This is a genomic window from Actinoplanes oblitus, assembly GCF_030252345.1.
Lineage (GTDB): Bacteria > Actinomycetota > Actinomycetes > Mycobacteriales > Micromonosporaceae > Actinoplanes > Actinoplanes oblitus.
Genome location: NZ_CP126980.1, coordinates 4,795,175 through 4,812,425 on the forward strand (window position 1 = coordinate 4,795,175; position 17,251 = coordinate 4,812,425).

Genomic DNA, 17,251 nt, shown 5'->3' on the forward strand with positions numbered 1-17,251 from the left:
GATCGACCCTGCACAGAGACGGACAGCCGCGTGCTCGAAAACTGTGTTCCCTGGCCCGACGAGACCGCCAGCGCCTACCGGCAGGCGGGCTACTGGACCGACGAGGTCCTCGGCCGATGGCCGGCCGGTGACCCCGGCCGCGCCGGCCGCCCCGCCGTGGTGACCGCCGGACGCACCCTGACCTACGCCGAGCTCGACCGGGCGGCCGACCGGCGCGCCGCCGGGCTGCTCGACCGCGGCATCGGACGTGGCGACCGGGTGATCGTCCAACTGCCCAACGACATCGACCTGGTCGTGTGCCTGTTCGCGCTCCTGCGGATCGGCGCGCTGCCGGTCTTCGCGCTGCCCGCGCACCGCACCATGGAGATCGGCGACCTGGTCGAGGCGTCGGGCGCCCGGGCGTACCTCTGCGCCGACGTGGTCCTCGGGCACGACTTCCGGGCCATGGCGGCGGAGGTGATCAAGCGAACCTCGACGCTCACCGAAATCTTCGTGGCCGGTGAGCCCGGCGACTTCACCGCGCTCGCCGACGTCGACGCCGAGCCGCGGGCGATCACTCCGCCCGCCCCCGGCGATGTGGCGATGTTCCTGCTCTCCGGCGGCACCACGGGCAAGCCCAAACTGATTCCGCGCACGCACGCCGACTACGCGTACCAACTGCGCGCCAGCGCCGAGGTCTGCGGCGTGGGCCCGGACAGCCGGGTGCTGGCGGCACTGCCGGTCGGGCACAACTTCCCGCTGGGCTGCCCGGGAGTGCTCGGGGCGCTGCGCGCCGGTGGCGTGGCCGTCCTGGCGCCGTCGCCGGCGCCCGACGACTGCTTCCCGCTGATCGCGTCGGCCGGCGTGACGATGACCGCCCTGGTGCCGCCGATGGTGCCGCTCTGGCTGGAAGCCGTCGAGTGGCTGCCGGACGACCTCTCGTCGCTGCGGGTGCTGCAGGTCGGCGGCGCCCGCCTGGATCCGGTGACGGCGGCACGCGTCGCCGACGGGCTCGGCTGCCGGCTGCAACAGGTCTTCGGGATGGCCGAGGGCCTGCTGAACTACACGCGCCTCGACGACCCGCCGGAGCTGGTGCTCACCACGCAGGGCCGGCCGCTCTCGCCGGCCGACGAGATCAGGATCGTCGCGCCGGACGGCACCGAGGTCGCCCCCGGCGAGCCCGGCGAGCTGCTCACCCGGGGGCCGTACACGCTGCGCGGCTACTACCGGGCGCCGGACATCAACCGGGTCCGTTTCACCGAGGACGGGTTCTTCCGGACCGGCGACGTCGTCCGGGCCCGGCCCACCGGTCACCTGGAGGTGGTCGGGCGGATCAACGACGTCGTCAACCGCGGCGGCGAGAAGGTGCCCGCGCAGGAACTGGAGGAACTGCTGACCGCACTGCCGGCCGTCGCCGGCGCCGCCGTGGTGCCCGTGCCCGATCCGGACATGGGTGAGCTGACCTGCGCCTGCATCGTGGCCCGGGGGGCGCAGCGCCCACCGGAGCTGCACGAGATCCGGGGCGCGCTGAGCGAACGCGGGGTGGCCGGCTTCAAGCTGCCGGACCGTCTCGTCGTGCTGGACCGCTTGCCGGTCACCGCCGTCGGCAAGATCGACAAGAAGGTGCTCGCGGCGCGCGCCGCCGCGCTGACGAGCGGAGGAGAGGCCCGATGACCAGGCACTATCGGACCGCGGTGGTCGAGACGGGCGACGAGCCGATCGTCTGCGCCCTCGAGGTGGCCGCACTGTTCGACGACTACGTCGTCTACGAGTCGCCGGACGGCTGGTACGTCGCCGGTGGCTGGGCCGCCGAGATCGTGGTCGGGCCGCGTACCGTGCGGTGCGTCTACGACGGACAGGTGATCGAGACGCCGTGGGAGGACGACCCGCTCGGGCCGGTCCGCCGCTTCCTCGACGGTCTGCCGCTGGCCGGCTGGCGGGCGTACGGGTGGTGTGCCTTCGAGCTGGGTGCGGCGATCGCCGGCCTGCAACCCCCGGACGACGTGCTGGCCCACTTCCTGATTCCCACCGTCGAGACGCGGTTGCAGGGAACCCGGGCCACCGTGCGCAGCCTCACCGCGGAGGACCTGGCCGTGGTGGAGCGCCGGCTCACCGCGCCGGCGCGCCGGACCGGCCGGGCCGCCGGGCACGCCCGGGTCGACCTGAGCGCCGCCACCACCGAGTACCAGGACGCGGTGGCCACCCTGGTCGGCGACATCCGGGCCGGAAAGCTGGAGAAGGCGGTGCTGTCCCGGGTGATCGGCGTACCTGAGAAGATCGATTTTCCGGCGAGCTTCGAAGCCGGGCGCCGCTGCAACACGCCGGCCCGCTCGTTCCTGCTCGACATGGGTGGCCTGCAGGTGTTCGGCTTCAGCCCGGAGATCGTGCTGAGCGTCGACGCCGACGGCACCGTGGTGAGCCAGCCGCTGGCCGGTACCCGGGCGTTGTCCGGGGACACCGAGACCGACGAACGGCTGCGCCGCCAGCTGCGGACCGACGCCAAGGAGATCCACGAGCACGCCATCTCGGTCCGGGTCGCCGTCGAGGAGCTGCACGAACCGTGCCGGCCGGACACGGTCGCGGTGTCGGAGTTCATGGCGGTGAAGGAACGCGGCTCGGTGCAGCACCTGGGCTCGCAGGTCACCGGCCGCCTGGCCGAGGGCCGGGACGCGTGGTCGGCGCTGGCCGCCGTCTTCCCCGCGGTCACCGCCTCGGGGGTGCCCAAGCAGGCCGCTTACGAGGCGATCAGCCGGCTCGAGGGTCAGCGCCGGGGACCGTACGCGGGCGCCGTGGTGACCGTCGGCGCGGACGGCACCATGGACGCCGCCCTCGTGCTGCGCAGCGCGTACTCGCGGGACGGAGTGACGTGGCTGCGGGCCGGTGCGGGCGTCGTCGGGCAGTCGCGGCCGGAACGTGAGCTGGAGGAGACCCGGGAGAAACTCGGCTGCATCGCCGGTTATCTCGTGGTCAGCGAAGGGTGAGGCGGCCCGGCCGCATTTCGTCGTCAAGAGGTGACCGCACGTGTCTACGGGGCTGAACATCCATATCGAATTGCTGGGGCCGGTACGGGCCTGGCGCGACGGCCAGGCCGTCCACCTCGGCCCGCCGAAACAGCGCGCCGTTCTCGGGCTGCTGGCCAGCCGGGCAGGGGAGGTGGTCGGCGTCGAGCAGATCGCCGACGCGGTCTGGGGCGCTGACATTCCGCAGACCGCGGCCAACGGCGTGCACACCTACGTGGCCGGCTTGCGCCGGGTGCTGGAGCCGAGCCGCAGCCGGCGGCAGACCGGCGAGGTGCTGGTCTCGGCGGTCGGCGGCTACTCGTTGCAGACCGACGCGCGGGCCGTCGACACCGCGCTGTTCACCCAGATGATCGGTGAGGCCCGTCAGCTGCGCGGTGGCGGCGACGTGGCCGGGGCGGTGGAGGCGTTCGAGGCCGCGCTCAAGCTCTGGCGCGGTGAGGCGTTCGGCGGCGTGCCCGGCCCGTTCGCCGCGCTGGAACGCAGTCGCCTGCAGGACCTGCGCCTGACCGCGGCCGAGGACCACGCCGCATGCCTGCTCGACGCGGGCCGGCACACCGAGGCTGTCGGCTGGCTGACCCAGGCGATCGGCGAGGACCCGCTGCGCGAGCGGCTGCGCGGGTCCCTGATGATCAGCCTCTACCGGTCGGGCCGGCAGGCGCATGCCCTGCGGGTCTTCCGCGAGACCTGTGAGCTGCTGCGCGACGAGCTCGGCATCGACCCGAGCCCGGAACTGCGCGAACTGCACCGCCGCATTCTGGTCAGCGACCCGGCCCTGGGCGCGGCGGCCGCGCCGCCGAGCCGTCCGGCCGCCGTGCGGCCGCCGGTGCCGGCGACCCCACCGGTGCAGTTGCCGACGATGCCGTCCGGGTTCGCCGGGCGTGACGAGGAACTGGCCCTGCTCAGCCGCGAACTGCTGCGCGAGGACGACGGGGGAGAGGGCGCGGTCCGGCTCGCCGTGGTCGACGGGCCACCCGGGGTGGGCAAGACCGCCTTCGCGCTGGAACTTGCCAAACGCATCGGCAGGTCCTTCCCGGACGGTCAGCTCTTCGTCGACCTGCGCGGCACCGATCCGGCGAGTGCGCCCGCCGGCCCGGCCGACTGCCTGCTGTTCCTGCTGCGCAGCCTCGGTGTGGAGGACGCGCGCATCCCCGGTGACCTGGCCGGCCGGATCGCGCACTACCAGAGTCTGGTGCACGCGCGGCGCCTGCTGATCATCCTGGACGACGCCCGCAGCGCGGACCAGGTGCGTCCCCTGCTTCCGCGTGGTGCGTCGTGCGTGCTGGTGACGAGCCGGGTCCGGCTCAGCGGGCTGGTCGCGCGCGACGGGGCGTACCGGGTGCCGATGCGGCCGCTCGATCCGGAGGTGTCGGCGGAACTGCTGGCACGCCTGGCCGGGCGGGAGCGGATGCGCCCGGACAGCCCGGTGACCCGGCGTCTGGCGCACCTGTGCGGCCACCTCCCGCTCGCGCTGCGGCTGGCCGCCAACGCGTTCGCCACCGATCCCGGCCATCCCCCGGCGGAACTGCTCGAACGCTATGTCGCCGAACCCAGCCGGCTGGACCGGCTGGCCGTCGCCGACGACGCCTCGACCAGTCTGCGGGCGGCGCTGGACGTCTCCTTCCAGGCGCTGCCGGACGACGCCGCCCGGATGCTGCGGAGCCTGGGCGCCGCTCGACGCGAGACGATCACCGCCACGTTCGCCAGCGCGGTGACCGGCGCTCCCCGCCAGCACGTACAGCAGCAGCTGACCGTCCTGGCCGACAACCGCCTGATCGAGGAGGCGGGCCCGGGCGAGTACCGGCTCAACAACCTGGTGGCCCTCTACGCCCGGGAGTGCGCTGGGCGGACCAGCCGCGAGAAGGCGTCCTGAGCGGCGTTCCGGGAGGTACAGAGCGAAACCATAGGCCCTACAGACGACGCTGCCAGGCTGGTACGGGACGTGCGCGAGACGGGAGCGGCATACATGCGTGTCTTGCTGATGAGCGGGCTCGGCCCCGCCAATCTCAACTCGGGATACCTTTCCGGGTCACTGCTCGAGAGGGATCGCAGTCCCCGCGCGACGCAGGTGCTGCAGCGCGCCGATCGGCCGGACCTGGACGTGAGCCAGCTGGCCTTCGAGAAGGGCGGTCGCCGGTACGCGCTGTTGCGTCCCCGCCCCGACTCGGTGCCCCACCTCACCTCGGTCACCCTCACCTCGATCCTGGCCTCCAGCGGTCACGATTTCGTCCGGGTGCCGCTGGAGGAGGTGTGGACGTCGCAGGCCCGGCCACCCTCCGGCGACATCGACGTGGTGCTGCTCTCGTCGACCTTCATCTGGAACGACGGGATCGTGGCCGCGGCGCTGAACTGGATCGGCACGCACGTGCCCGACACCCCGGTGATCATGGGCGGCCAGTACACGAACCTCAAGTTCATGCCGGTGATGCGCGATCACCCCGAGGTCCTCGCCGTGGTGCGCGGCGACGCCGAGGAGAGCCTGCCCCGGGTGCTCGACGCGCTGCAGGCCGGGGCCTCGCTCGACGGCATCCCCAACGTGGTCTGGCGCGACGGTCCCCGGATCCAGATCAATCCCATCGCGTACGTCGACATGGAGCGGTTCCCGTCGCCGACCGTCGCCGGCCCGGCGCCGATCGTGCCCTACGAGTCGATGCGCGGCTGCCCGTTCGACTGCAAGTTCTGCTCGTTCCCGGCCGCGTCGCCGAAGTGGCGGTACAAGTCGGCCGAGAAGATCGTGCACGACTGGACGGCGTACGCCACCGAGAACCACGCCAAGATGATCTCGGCGATGGACTCCACCTTCACGGTGCCGCCGACGCGCATGCGCCGCCTGCTGGAGTTGCTGCCCGGCGCCGGGACGCCGCCGTGGGAGGGCTTCAGCCGGGCCAACACCATCAACTCGCCCGAGCTGGTGGAGAACCTGGCCCGGTCGCGGTGCCAGCAGCTGCACATCGGTTTCGAGTCGATGAACGACGAGACCCTCAAGCGGATGAGCAAGCGGGTGAGCGTGCGGCAGAACCGGCGGGCCGGCGAGCTGCTCAGCCGCAGCGACATCGGCTACTACGTCTTCTTCATCGTCGGCTACCCGGGTGAGACCCCCGAGGCGTTCGCCGACACCAGCGCATTCCTGGTCGACGAGTACGTCGGCCACTTCGCGCTCAGCAAGTTCTCGATCACCGACGAGACGATGCCGCTCTGGCAGGACCGGGACGAACTGCGGATCGTCTCGGACGACCCGACCGATCCGACGGCGGCGTGGTCACACATCGGCATGGACAGCGCCGAGGCGTCCCGGCTGCAGAAGGAAACCCTGGACCGGGTACGCCACGGCAGCGAGACGGCCGTTCTGCACCTGTGGCAGCACGCCTTCCAGCACTGGCTCATGCCGCACCGGGACCGTCTCACCAACATCCGGGCGGAGAAGTGCGTCGAACGGATGGCGATGGCGCCGGTCGACTATCCCGACGTCGCCCAGGCGGCGAAGGTGGTCAACGACGAACTCGACAAACTGCGTGACCTCGGCATCGAACGGGTCGAGGACTCCCGGACGCTGTGCCGGGACGCGATATAGCGGTAAACAACCCAGAGTGGGCGCCGGCTGTTGCCGGCGCCCACTCTTTTCTGTCCAGTGACAAGACCTTAGAAAAGGTCCAGACGGTGTCCAGAGAGAAGGCAGCGGGCGCGACAAAGATAAAGACGTACGTGGATCGAAGGCGGAATCCGCTACCGGTCTGTTCGCCGTCAGGAAGGTCGGTCTCGATGTCCTCCCAGCTATTCGGTGTCCCCGACGAATTCGACGTCATCGTCATCGGCGGTGGGCCGGCCGGTGCGACCACGGCCGGACTGCTCGCCCAGCGCGGGCGCAGCGTCCTGGTCCTCGATCGCGAGCGGTTCCCGCGCTACCACGTCGGCGAGTCACTCATCCCCGCCTTCATGCGCCCGATGAAGGAGCTCGGGCTGACCGAGCGGATGGACGCCCGCGGCTTCGAGCGCAAGTACGGCGGCAGCCTCATCTGGGGCAACGAGCAGGTGCCGTGGCAGTTCTCGTTCATCGAGGGCGGGTACGAGTACGCCTACCACACCCGTCGTGCCGACCTGGACGCACTCATCCTCGACCGGGCTCGTGAGCTGGGCGCCTGCGTCATCGAGGACGCCACGGTCCGCGAGACGATCGACGTCGACGGCCGGGTCACCGGCGTCCGCTACGCCCTGCGCGGCGGCGACGGCCTGGTCGAGGCCCGGGCCCAGCTGGTCGTCGACGCCTCCGGGCAGGCCCGGGTGATCGGCCGCCGGCAGACCGGCGTCAAGTGGCACGACGAGCTGCGCAACGTCGCCGTCTGGACCTATTTCGACAACTGCGAACGGCTGCCCGGCGACGAGTACACCAACATCCTCATCGAGGGCCTCGACGAGGGCTGGTTCTGGGGCATCCCGATCGACAAGGGCACCATCAGCGTCGGGTACGTGACGCGCGCGTCCACGGTGGGCGAAGGTGACCAGAAGCTCGAGCAGATCTTCCGCGAGCAGGTCGAGCGCACCACCAAGCTCAAGAAGATGCTGGCGCCCGGCCGGCGTTCCGCGGGATTCCGGACAGCCCGGGACTGGTCCTATCACAGCGACCGCTTCTACGGCGACGGATGGGTTCTCGTCGGTGACTCGGCGGCCTTCGTCGACCCCCTCTTCTCGACCGGTGTAGCGCTGGCCACGCTGGCCGGCAGCACCCTCTCGAAAATCCTCGACAAGGTCATCGAGCACCCCGAGATCGAGGAGAAGGCGCTGGACCGTTACGCCACCGCGTACTCGAATTTCTTCGACGAGATCCGATCGTTCGTCGAGCGGTTCTACGACCGTACGAAATACAAGGAGTTCTATCACAGCCTGGCCCAGGAAATGGTCGATCCGGAGCAGAAGAACAAGCCCTCGTCCGACTTTGTCACGCTCATCTCCGGAATGAGCGGCAAACATCCCATGTTCCACATCGACCTCAGCGACCTGATCTCCGCGGACGACGGCGCGACGCGATGACCAGCGCCCAGGCGCAGCTGCTCTTCGTCGATCTGGCGATCATCCTGGTGCTCGCGCAGGGACTCGGGCGGCTCGCCGCCCTGGTGCGCCAGCCGCCGGTGGTGGGCGAGATCCTCGCAGGCATCCTGCTCGGCCCCACCCTGTTCCACGGCCGAGTGTCGGACACGCTGTTCCCCGGCGGCGTACGGTCGCTGCTGGGCGCGATGGCCGCCCTGGGCGTGTTGCTGTTCATGTTCGGCGTCGGGGTGGAGGTCGAGCACCACGTCCTGCGCGGCCGGGGCCGGGCAACCGTGCTGTGCGCCCTGGGCTCGATGTGCGTGCCGTTCGCGCTCGGCGCCGGGCTGGCCTGGACGCTGCTGTCCGGCCACCGCACGGCCAGCCCCACCTGCTACGTGCTCTTCGTCGGCCTGGCCGTCTCGGTGACGGCCTTTCCGGTGCTGGCCCGCATCCTGAGCGACCGCGGGCTGGCGGCGACCGCGGTCGGCGGCGTGGCGCTTGCCGTGGCCGCGCTCGTCGACGTCATCGCCTGGACCGGGCTGGCCGGCCTGCAGGCGATCGGTGGCGGCGCCGGGCAGCACTGGCGGGTGGCGCTGATCCTGCCGTTCGCCGCGTTCCTGGCCTTCGTGGTGCGCCCGCTGGCCCGCCGTTGGCTGCTGTCGCCCCGGGCGGGCGCCGACCCGGGGGAGCCGTCGCCGGTGCGCTTCGGCGTGGTGGTGATCGGCGCGCTGCTCAGCGGCGCGGCGACCGAGGTGATGGGCCTGCACTACCTCTTCGGCGCGTTCATGTTCGGGCTGGTCATGCCGCGCGAGGGTGCCCGAGGGCTGCGCGACGGCCTGCTGCGCCAGGTCGGGCGGGTCTGCGCGCTGCTGCTGCCGGTCTACTTCGTCGTGGCCGGTCTGCAGGTCGATCTGAGCCACCTGGGCGCCGACGAGTTCCTGGAACTGGGCGCCATCCTCGTCGTGGCCGTCGCCGGCAAGTTCGCCGGCGCCTACCTCGGCGCCCGCACGCAGGGGCTGGCCGCGCGGCCGTCGGCGGCGCTGGCGGTGCTGATGAACACCCGCGGCCTCACCGAACTCATCATCCTCGGCGTCGGGCTCCAACTCGGCCTGCTCGACGGTGACCTCTACTCACTGATGGTGGTCATGGCGCTGGTCACCACCGCGATGACCGGACCGCTGCTGGCCCTGGTCTACCGCAAACCCGTCGAGATCACCGCCCCGGCCCCGGCCGCGTCCCCCGCGCTGTCCGGCGCGTCCGGACGCGCCAGCTGACCGTCCGCCTGTCCAGACCGGAGGAAGGTACCGATGAACCACCATATTGCCGGTAAACGAGACACCTACCACGTCGCCATCCTGGGCGCGGGGATGGCCGGCGGCATGCTCGCCGCGGTGCTGGCCCGCCACGGCGTACGGGTCCTGCTGCTCGACGCCGGCGTCCACCCCCGGTTCGCCGTGGGCGAGTCCACCATCCCGTACACCTCCGGCATGACGCGGCTGATCGCGCAGCGTTACGACGTACCCGAACTCAAGGCGTTGTCCAGTTTCAAGGGCATCCGCACCAAGGTCTCGCGCTCCTGCGGCCAGAAGCAGAACTTCGGCTTCGTCTACCACCGGGAGGGTGAGCCGCAGGACCCGGGCCAGATCAACCAGTTGGTGGTCCCGTCGGCGATCCGGACCGAGACGCACCTGTTCCGGCAGGACGTCGACGCCTACCTGTTCCACCTGGCGGTGGCCAAGGGGGCCACCCCGCGGCTGGGCACCAGGATCGAGCACATCGAGATCGACCCGGACCGCGGGGCGGTGCTGCGCAGCACGTCCGGCGAGGAGTTCCGGGCCGATTACGTCGTCGACGGCAGTGGCTTCCGGTCCCCGTTGGCCGACGCGTTCAACCTGCGGGAGACGCCGACCCGGGCCCGCACCCACAGCCGGACGATCTTCACCCACATGGTCGGGGTCACGCCGTTCGACGACGCGCCGGCGGCCCGTCACCACAAGAACCCGAACCCGTGGCACCACGGCACCCTGCATCACGTCTTCGACGGCGGATGGCTCTGGGTGATCCCGTTCGACAACCACCCGAGCTCGCTCAACCCGCTCTGCAGCGTCGGCCTGACGCTCGACCCGCGCAGGTACCCCCAGGACGGCCGGTCCGGGCAGCAGGAGTTCGACGACTTCCTGGCCCGGTTCCCGCAGATCGCCCACCAGTTCCGCGGAGCGTCCGCCGCGCGGCCCTGGGTGAGCACCGGACGGCTGCAGTACTCGGCCAAGCAGGTGGTCGGCGACCGGTTCTGCCTGACCTCGCACGCGGCCGGCTTCATCGACGCCCTCTACTCGCGCGGTCTGACCAACACGATGGAGCTGGTCAACGCGCTGGCCTGGCGCCTGATCGCCGCCGCCCGCGACGGCGACTGGTCGACCGAGCGCTTCGCCTACCTGGAGGCGCTGCAGCAGGGCCTGTTCGACTTCCACGACGACCTGGTCTACGCCTCGTTCGTCGGGTTCGGCGACTACGAGCTGTGGAACGCCGTCAACCGCACCTGGATGCTCGGCACGATGCTCGGCAACGTCATGCTCGAGGACGCGTACTACCGCTTCCTGCGGACCGGGGACGACGCGGTCTTCCTCGATCTGGAGAACAGCGCCCGGCCGGGCTCGCCGCTACCGGTCAGCGACGGCTTCAACCGGATGGGTGTGCTGACCCGCGAGCTGTGCGAGGCCGTCGAGGCCGGCACCGCCAAGCCGGGTGACGCCGCCGCCGCGATCCTCGGCCACATCGGCGGCGCCGACTTCATCGCGCCCTCCTTCGCCTTCGGGGAACGCGACACCCGCTGCTTCAACATGACGCCCGCCAAGATGGCGCGCAACGCGGTGTGGTGCCGCCGGGAGGCCCCGCCCGAGATCGGCCCTCGAATGATCAACGCCAGCAAGGGTCTCGTGCGGATGCGGTTGCGCGGCGGCGAGTGACTCCTCGCCCGGCCGACCAGAAGTGAGGAGGAGCGGCATGGACACACATCACCACCGGGACGAGGCGCCACTGGCCGTGGTGGGCATGGCCGGCCGGTTCCCCGGCGCCGCGGACGTCGACGGTCTGTGGAATCTGCTGATCGCCGGCGCCGACGCCATCGGCCCGGTCCCGGCCCGGCGCTGGGACGCGAGCGCCGTGCTCGACCCGGAACGGGCGATCCAGGGCGTCGGCGGCTTCATCGACGGCGTGGAGGAATTCGACGCCGCGTTCTTCGGCGTCTCACCGCGCGAGGCGGCCGCGATCGACCCGCAGCAGCGCCTGCTGCTGGAGACGGCCTGGCGCACCCTCGAAGACGCCGGTATCCCGGCGGCCGGCCTCGCCGGATCCCGCACCGGTGTCTACGTCGGCGCCTCCTGGCACGACTACGAGCTGGTCCGCGGGCGCAGCGCCGCACCGGCGACGCCGCACAGCCTGGTCGGCAACGCGCTCGACGTGATCGCGGCTCGGGTGTCGTACTTCCTCAAGCTGCGGGGCCCGAGCCTGACCGTCGAAACCGGCTGCTCGTCGTCGCTGGTGGCCCTGCACCTGGCCGGGCAGGCCCTGCGCTCGGGCGAGATCGGGGCGGCGCTGGTCGCCGGGGTCAACCTCATCCTCGACCCGCACGTCACGGTCGGCCTGACCCACTTCGGCGCGCTCTCGCCGGACGGGCGCTGCGCCACCTTCTCGGACGAGGCCAACGGTTTCGTCCGGGGCGAGGGGGTCGCCGCGCTCTACCTCAAGACCCTCGACCGGGCGCTGGCCGACGGCGACCGGATCCACGGGGTCATCGCGCGAACCGTGGTGAACAACGACGGGGGCGGGGAGAGCCTGGTCACCCCCAGTCCCGAGGGTCAGGAGGATCTCATCCGGGCGGCGTACGGCCCGCCGGGCGAGGCCACCGGCCGGGCACCGTTCTACGTCGAGGCGCACGGCACCGGCACCGACCGCGGCGACCCGATCGAGGCCACCACGCTCGGCCGGCTGCTCGGCCGCCCCGGCGGTGAGCCCCTGCACGTGGGGTCGATCAAGACGAACATCGGCCACCTCGAGGCCTGCGCCGGCCTGGCCGGGCTGATCAAGCTGCTGCTCGTGCTGCGGCACCGGGTCGTGCCGCCGAGCCTGAACTCGCCGCGGCTCAACCCGGCGATCCCGTTCACCGAGTTGGGCGTACGGGTGGTGCGCGAACCGGTGCCGGTGCCCGCCGGTCCCGTCCGGCTGGGCGTGAGCTCGTTCGGCTGGGGCGGGACCAACGCCCACGTGGTGGTGCAGGACCCACCGGCGGCCGGGCCGCCGGGCGTACGCGAGGAGCGTCCGGCCGGACTTCCCGCCGTGACCATGCTGTCGGCCAGGGACTGGCCGTCGCTGACCCGCCGGGCCGCTGACCTGGCCGCCTGCGTGCCGGACACCGAAGAGCAGGTGACGAGGCTGGCGGGCACCCTGGCCTGGCGACGTGATCACTTCGGCGTGCGGGCCGCCGTGCCGGGTTCCCGGCCGCGGGAGCTGAGCCGGCTGCTCGGCGCGCTGGCCGGCCGGACCGAGGACGTCCAGGACGAGCCCGGCCTGGTCACCGGCCGCGCGGTCCAGGCCGGCCGGGTCGCGTTCGTCTACCCGGGCCAGGGCGCGCAGTGGGGCGGGATGGGCCGCGAGCTGTATCACGACAGCCCGCTGTTCCGGGATGTGATCGACCGGTGCGCCGCGGCCCTGCGCCCGCACATCGAGTGGAACCTGCTGGACGTGTTCGCCCCCGGCGGCGGCGACGGCTGGATGGACCGGCTCGATCAGCTCCAGCCGGTCCTCTGGGCGACCGCGCTGGGCCTCACCGCGCTGTGGCGTGCCGCCGGCCTGGAGCCCGACGTGGTGATCGGCCACAGCCAGGGCGAGGTGGTGGCGGCCACCGTCACCGGCGCGCTCAGCCTCGAGGACGCCGCCCGGGTGGTGGCCAGGCGGAGCCGGATCGCGGCCCGCACCAGCGGTCACGGCCGGATGCTCATGGTCGACCTCGACGTCACCGCGGCGTACGCCGCACTGGAGGGTTTCGAGGACACCGTCGCGCTGGCCGCGCACAACGGACCGACCTCCTGTGTGCTCTCCGGCGACGCCGACTCGGTGTTGATCCTCAAGGAACTGCTGGAGGCCGAGGGCACGTACTGCCGCCTGGTCAACGTCGACTACGCCTCGCACAGCCCGCAGATGGACGCGTTGCGGCCCGATCTGCTCGATGCGCTGAGCACCGTCCGGCCCCGGGCGGGCCGCATCGCGATGATGTCCACGGTCCGCCGGGCGCTGGTGTCCGGTCCCGAACTGGACGCCGCCTACTGGGCGGACAACCTGCGCCAGCCGGTGCTGTTCGCCGACGCGATCGGTGACCTGCTCGACGACGGCGTCACGCACATCGTCGAGGTCAGCCCGCACCCGATCCTGGTCACCCCGATCAAGCGGGTCTCGGCGCGGCGTGAGCACGCCCCGGCGGTGCTGGCCACCCTGCGACGTGGTCAGGGCGCCGCCGCCGACTTCGCGACGGCGATCGCCGGCGCCTACGTCGCCGGCCTGGAGCCGTTCGGTGGCCTGCCGCGCGAGGGTGTGGTGTCCGCGCCCGGATATCCGCTGCGGCCCGAGCCGTACTGGCCGGCCGAGGTCCCCGGCGGCCGGTCCGGCACGCAGGGCTTCGCCGCCGCGCTGCGCCCGGCACCGGACGACGCGGACAGCTGGACCGCCACGTTCACGCTCTCCTCGGCCGGGGTGCCGTGGCTGGCCGACCACCAGGTGCACGACGTGCCGGTCCTGCCGGGCGCGGCGGTGCTGACGGTCCTGTTGTCCAGCGCGTGGCAGCGGTGGCGGGCGGCCCCGGGACTGATCACCGGACTGCGGTTCACCGGCGCGGTGGCTCTCGGCGACACCCCGGTCGAGCTGGCCGCCCACTGGCGCGACACCGCCCGTGGCGCCAACGTCCGGCTGCTCGCGCTGCCCGAGGGGGCCACGGCGTGGGAGGAGAGGGCGACCGCCCGTCTCGTACGCGCCCAGCAGCCCCGCCTGGCGCCGGCCTTCCCCGGCGATCTCGCCGCCCGGCTCGGCCCGGACGCCGACGACTTCTATCGTCGCTGGCACGAGCGCGGGCTGCGGTACGGCCCCGCGCTGCGCGGCATCCGGCGGCTGGCCGCCGGCGAGGGGCGGGCGCTGGGGGAGATCGCGCTGGCCGAGCGGCTGCGCGCGGCCCCGGCCCGCGGCGCCCCGCACCCGGCCCTGCTCGACGCCGCGCTGCAGGTGGCATTGGCCGCCTGCGAGCCGGACGGCGACACCGCGGTGGTGCCGGTCGAGGTGAACACGGCCGAGATCCTGCGGGCGCCCGGGGAAACCACGACGACCCTCTGGTCGTACGCCGAACGCCGCGGTCCGGCCCACGCCGACGTGATCCTCTTCGACGAGGCCCGGCACCCGCTGATGGTGCTGCGCGGCCTGCGTTTCGAGCCTCTCGTCGAGCGCGGTGCCACCGCCGACGACCAGCTGCGCTACCACCTCGCCTGGATCGAGCCGACCGGACCGGAACCCGCGCCCGTCCCCGGCCGCTGGGCGCTCTGCTCCCCGCCGGCGGAGTCCGATGAGGCGCTGGCCGAGGCCATGGCGAAGCTGGGCGCCGAGATCGTGTCCCACCGGCCGGGCGACGCCGTGCCCGACGGCCTGGACGGGCTCGTCCTCCTCGCGCCGCCCGCGTCCGCGGGCAGCGATACCCAGGAGCGCGGGCTCGGCGTGCTGGCCCGCCTCGCCGCGTCCTGCACCGCCGCCGGAACGGCACCGCGGCTGACGGTGGTGACGGCCGGCGCCCAGGCCGTCACGGCCACCGACGTCGTCGACCCGTCCGCCGCGCTCTACTGGGGCTTCACCCGGGTGCTGCGCCGCGAGCACGGCGAGCTCGGCGCGCGCCTGATCGACGTCGACCCGGCCGATCCGGAGTGGGCGGTCCGGGCCGCCGCCGAAGTGCTCGGGGACTCACCCGACGACCAGGTCGCGCTCCGCGGGCACCGGCGTCTCGTCGCCCGGCTCAGCCCCGGTCCGGGCGCCCCGCCCCCGGCCGCGCTGCCGCCGCCGGTCACCCCGCCGCAGCCGTTCCGCGGCGCGGTGACCACCGACGGGCGGCTGATCTGGGTGCCGGACCGCCGGCGTCGCTCCGGCCCCGGCGAGGTGAGCGTCGCGGTGACCGCGGTGGCCGTCGACGACCATGACGAGGCCCGGCTGCGCGGCGCCGTCACCGACGCCGAAGACACCTGTCTCGGCACCGCCTGCGCCGGCGTCGTCACCGCCGTCGGCCCGGACATCACCGGCATCGCGGTGGGCGACCGGGTCGTCGCCTGCACCCCGGGCGCGCTGGCCGCCGAGGTCACCGTCCGGGCCGATCACACCCGGCCGGCGCCGCCGGGGCTGAGCGACGCCGAGGCGGCCGTCCTGCCCCTGGTGCTCACCACCGCCTGGCACGCCCTGGTCCGCCTGGGTGGGGTGGAGACCGGCGACACCGTCCTGATCCACGCGGGTGCCGACGGCGCGGCCCTGGCCGGGGTGGCGCTGGCCCGGCTGCGAGGTGCCCGGGTCCTGGCCACCGCCGGCGACACGGCCGCGGGAGAGCTGGCCGAGGCGGCCGGCGCCGCGCTCGTGGTCGACATCCGCGACCCGGACTGGGCGGTGGCGGTGCTGACCGCCACCGGTGGCCGCGGCGTCGACATGGTGCTGCACCCGCAGTCCGACCCGGACGTGGAGATCGAGGACAGCCTGACCGTGCTCGGCGCCGAGGGCCGCGTCGTGGTGCTGGGCACCGGCACCGTCCGGATGCACCGTCCGGACCTGCTGCGCCCCGGCGTAGGGCTCAGCGTCTGCGACATCCGGCAGCTGCTCGGCCGGCACCCGCACCGCTTCGCCCGCACCCTGGAACTGGTGTGGGACCTGGTCGCCGACGGCCGGGTGCCCGCCCCGCCGGTGCGGACCATGACGTACGCCCAGGCGGCCCGGACGGCACCGGACTGGAACCGCCGCGGCGCGGAGCGGCTGGCGCTGACCGACCCGGCAACCGCCACCGAGGTGACCCCGGTGCCCCGCCCCGGCGGCCAGTTCCGGGCCGACGGCGCCTACCTGATCACCGGTGGACTCGGCGCGCTCGGTCTGTCGCTGGCCGAACACCTCGCCGACCGGGGAGCGGGCGCCTTGGTGTTGCTCGGCCGCTCCGGCCCGGACGCCACCGCGGAACTGCGGGTCAAGGCGCTGCGCGCGCAGAACGTCCAGGTCGAGGTCGTGGCCGGCGACGTCGCCGACATGGGCGCGCTCGGCCTGGCCCTGGCCGGCGTCCGGGACCGGATCCCGCCGCTGCGCGGCGTCGTGCACGCGGCCGGCGTCCTCGCCGACGCCACCGTCGCCACCCTCACCGACCGGCACGTGCACACCGCGGTCGCCGTCAAGCTCGGCGGCGCCCGGCACCTCGACGCGCTCACTCGCGACGACCCGCTCGACTTCTTCGTCCTCTTCAGTTCGGTGGCCGGGTTGCTGGGCAACCCGGGCCAGGCCGCCTACAGCGCGGCCAACGCCGCCCTCGACGCGTTCGCCGAGGCGCGGCGCCGGGCCGGGCGGGCGACCCTGAGCGTCCAGTGGGGGCCGTTCACCGGCGTCGGGCTGGCCGCCGCCGAACAGGGGCGCGGCGACCGGCTGGCCAGCCGCGGGATGGGTGGCATCGCAGCCGAGGCGGCGTGGGCGGCGCTGACCGCGGCGCTCGACGAGGACCGGCCGGTCACCGCGTACGTCGACCTGGATCTGAGGCGATGGTTCGACGCGAACCCGGAGACGGCGGCCCTGCCCAGCTGGCGCACCCTGCTCGAACTCTCGCGCCGCGACGGCGGCCCGGCGGTTGCCGACGGCGACTTCCTGGCCCGCCTGCACGCCGCGGCCGGCACCGACCGGCTACGCGTGGCCGAGGTCAAGGTGCGCGAGCTGACCGGCCGGGTGCTGCGGCTCGACCCGGCCACCATCGAGTCCGACGCCGGCTTCAAGTCCCTCGGCCTGGACTCGCTGCTCAGCCTGGAACTGCGCAACCGGCTGGAGTCGGTCTTCGGCCTGCGGCTGTCCCCGACCGTGCTCTGGGCCCACAGCTCGGCCCGGGCCCTGGCCGCCGCCCTCTGCGAGCGCCTGGCGGCCCCGCCCACCCCGGTGCCCGAACCGGCCCGACCGGCGCCCGCCTGACACCCCACGGAGGA

Annotated in this window: 8 protein-coding genes; all 8 read left to right on the top strand. The window is 73.0% G+C overall.

The window, feature by feature from the left end; translation table 11 throughout:
• Positions 1-30: 30 nt before the first annotated feature.
• The 8 genes from Actob_RS21500 to Actob_RS21535 all read left to right on the top strand — a co-directional run bounded on the left by Actob_RS21500 (position 31) and on the right by Actob_RS21535 (position 17,237).
• Complete coding sequence (locus tag Actob_RS21500) at positions 31-1,653, top strand: (2,3-dihydroxybenzoyl)adenylate synthase (RefSeq protein WP_284922114.1); 1,623 nt, start codon at positions 31-33, stop codon at positions 1,651-1,653.
• Positions 1,650-2,960, top strand: coding sequence for a salicylate synthase (locus tag Actob_RS21505; RefSeq protein WP_284922115.1), 1,311 nt, complete (start codon positions 1,650-1,652; stop codon positions 2,958-2,960). Before Actob_RS21500 ends, Actob_RS21505 begins: the two co-directional genes overlap by 4 nt.
• Positions 2,961-3,000: 40 nt before the next feature.
• Positions 3,001-4,869 (top strand): AfsR/SARP family transcriptional regulator, encoded by a 1,869-nt coding sequence (locus Actob_RS21510; RefSeq protein ID WP_284922116.1) that lies wholly within the window; start codon positions 3,001-3,003, stop codon positions 4,867-4,869.
• Between the two features lie 93 nt (positions 4,870-4,962).
• Positions 4,963-6,567, top strand: coding sequence for a B12-binding domain-containing radical SAM protein (locus Actob_RS21515; protein ID WP_284922117.1), 1,605 nt, complete (start codon positions 4,963-4,965; stop codon positions 6,565-6,567).
• A 188-nt stretch (positions 6,568-6,755) separates the two neighbouring features.
• Positions 6,756-8,021: an NAD(P)/FAD-dependent oxidoreductase gene (locus Actob_RS21520; protein ID WP_284922118.1), complete on the top strand. Its 1,266-nt coding sequence runs from the start codon at positions 6,756-6,758 to the stop codon at positions 8,019-8,021.
• Positions 8,018-9,292, top strand: a complete 1,275-nt coding sequence (locus tag Actob_RS21525; protein WP_284922119.1) for a cation:proton antiporter domain-containing protein — start codon at positions 8,018-8,020, stop codon at positions 9,290-9,292. Before Actob_RS21520 ends, Actob_RS21525 begins: the two co-directional genes overlap by 4 nt.
• Positions 9,293-9,325: 33 nt before the next feature.
• Entirely contained in the window at positions 9,326-10,984 is a 1,659-nt protein-coding gene (locus Actob_RS21530) for an NAD(P)/FAD-dependent oxidoreductase (RefSeq protein ID WP_284922120.1), read from the top strand.
• Positions 10,985-11,021: 37 nt separating this feature from the next.
• Positions 11,022-17,237: a type I polyketide synthase gene (locus Actob_RS21535; protein WP_284922121.1), complete on the top strand. Its 6,216-nt coding sequence runs from the start codon at positions 11,022-11,024 to the stop codon at positions 17,235-17,237.
• Positions 17,238-17,251 lie beyond the last annotated feature (14 nt).

Coding starts and splice junctions, on each gene's coding strand:
- Actob_RS21505 (WP_284922115.1), top strand. CDS start 1,650: ATGACCAGGCACTATCGGACCGCGGTGGTCGAGACGGGCGACGAGCCG.
- Actob_RS21515 (WP_284922117.1), top strand. CDS start 4,963: ATGCGTGTCTTGCTGATGAGCGGGCTCGGCCCCGCCAATCTCAACTCG.
- Actob_RS21520 (WP_284922118.1), top strand. CDS start 6,756: ATGTCCTCCCAGCTATTCGGTGTCCCCGACGAATTCGACGTCATCGTC.
- Actob_RS21525 (WP_284922119.1), top strand. CDS start 8,018: ATGACCAGCGCCCAGGCGCAGCTGCTCTTCGTCGATCTGGCGATCATC.
- Actob_RS21530 (WP_284922120.1), top strand. CDS start 9,326: ATGAACCACCATATTGCCGGTAAACGAGACACCTACCACGTCGCCATC.
- Actob_RS21535 (WP_284922121.1), top strand. CDS start 11,022: ATGGACACACATCACCACCGGGACGAGGCGCCACTGGCCGTGGTGGGC.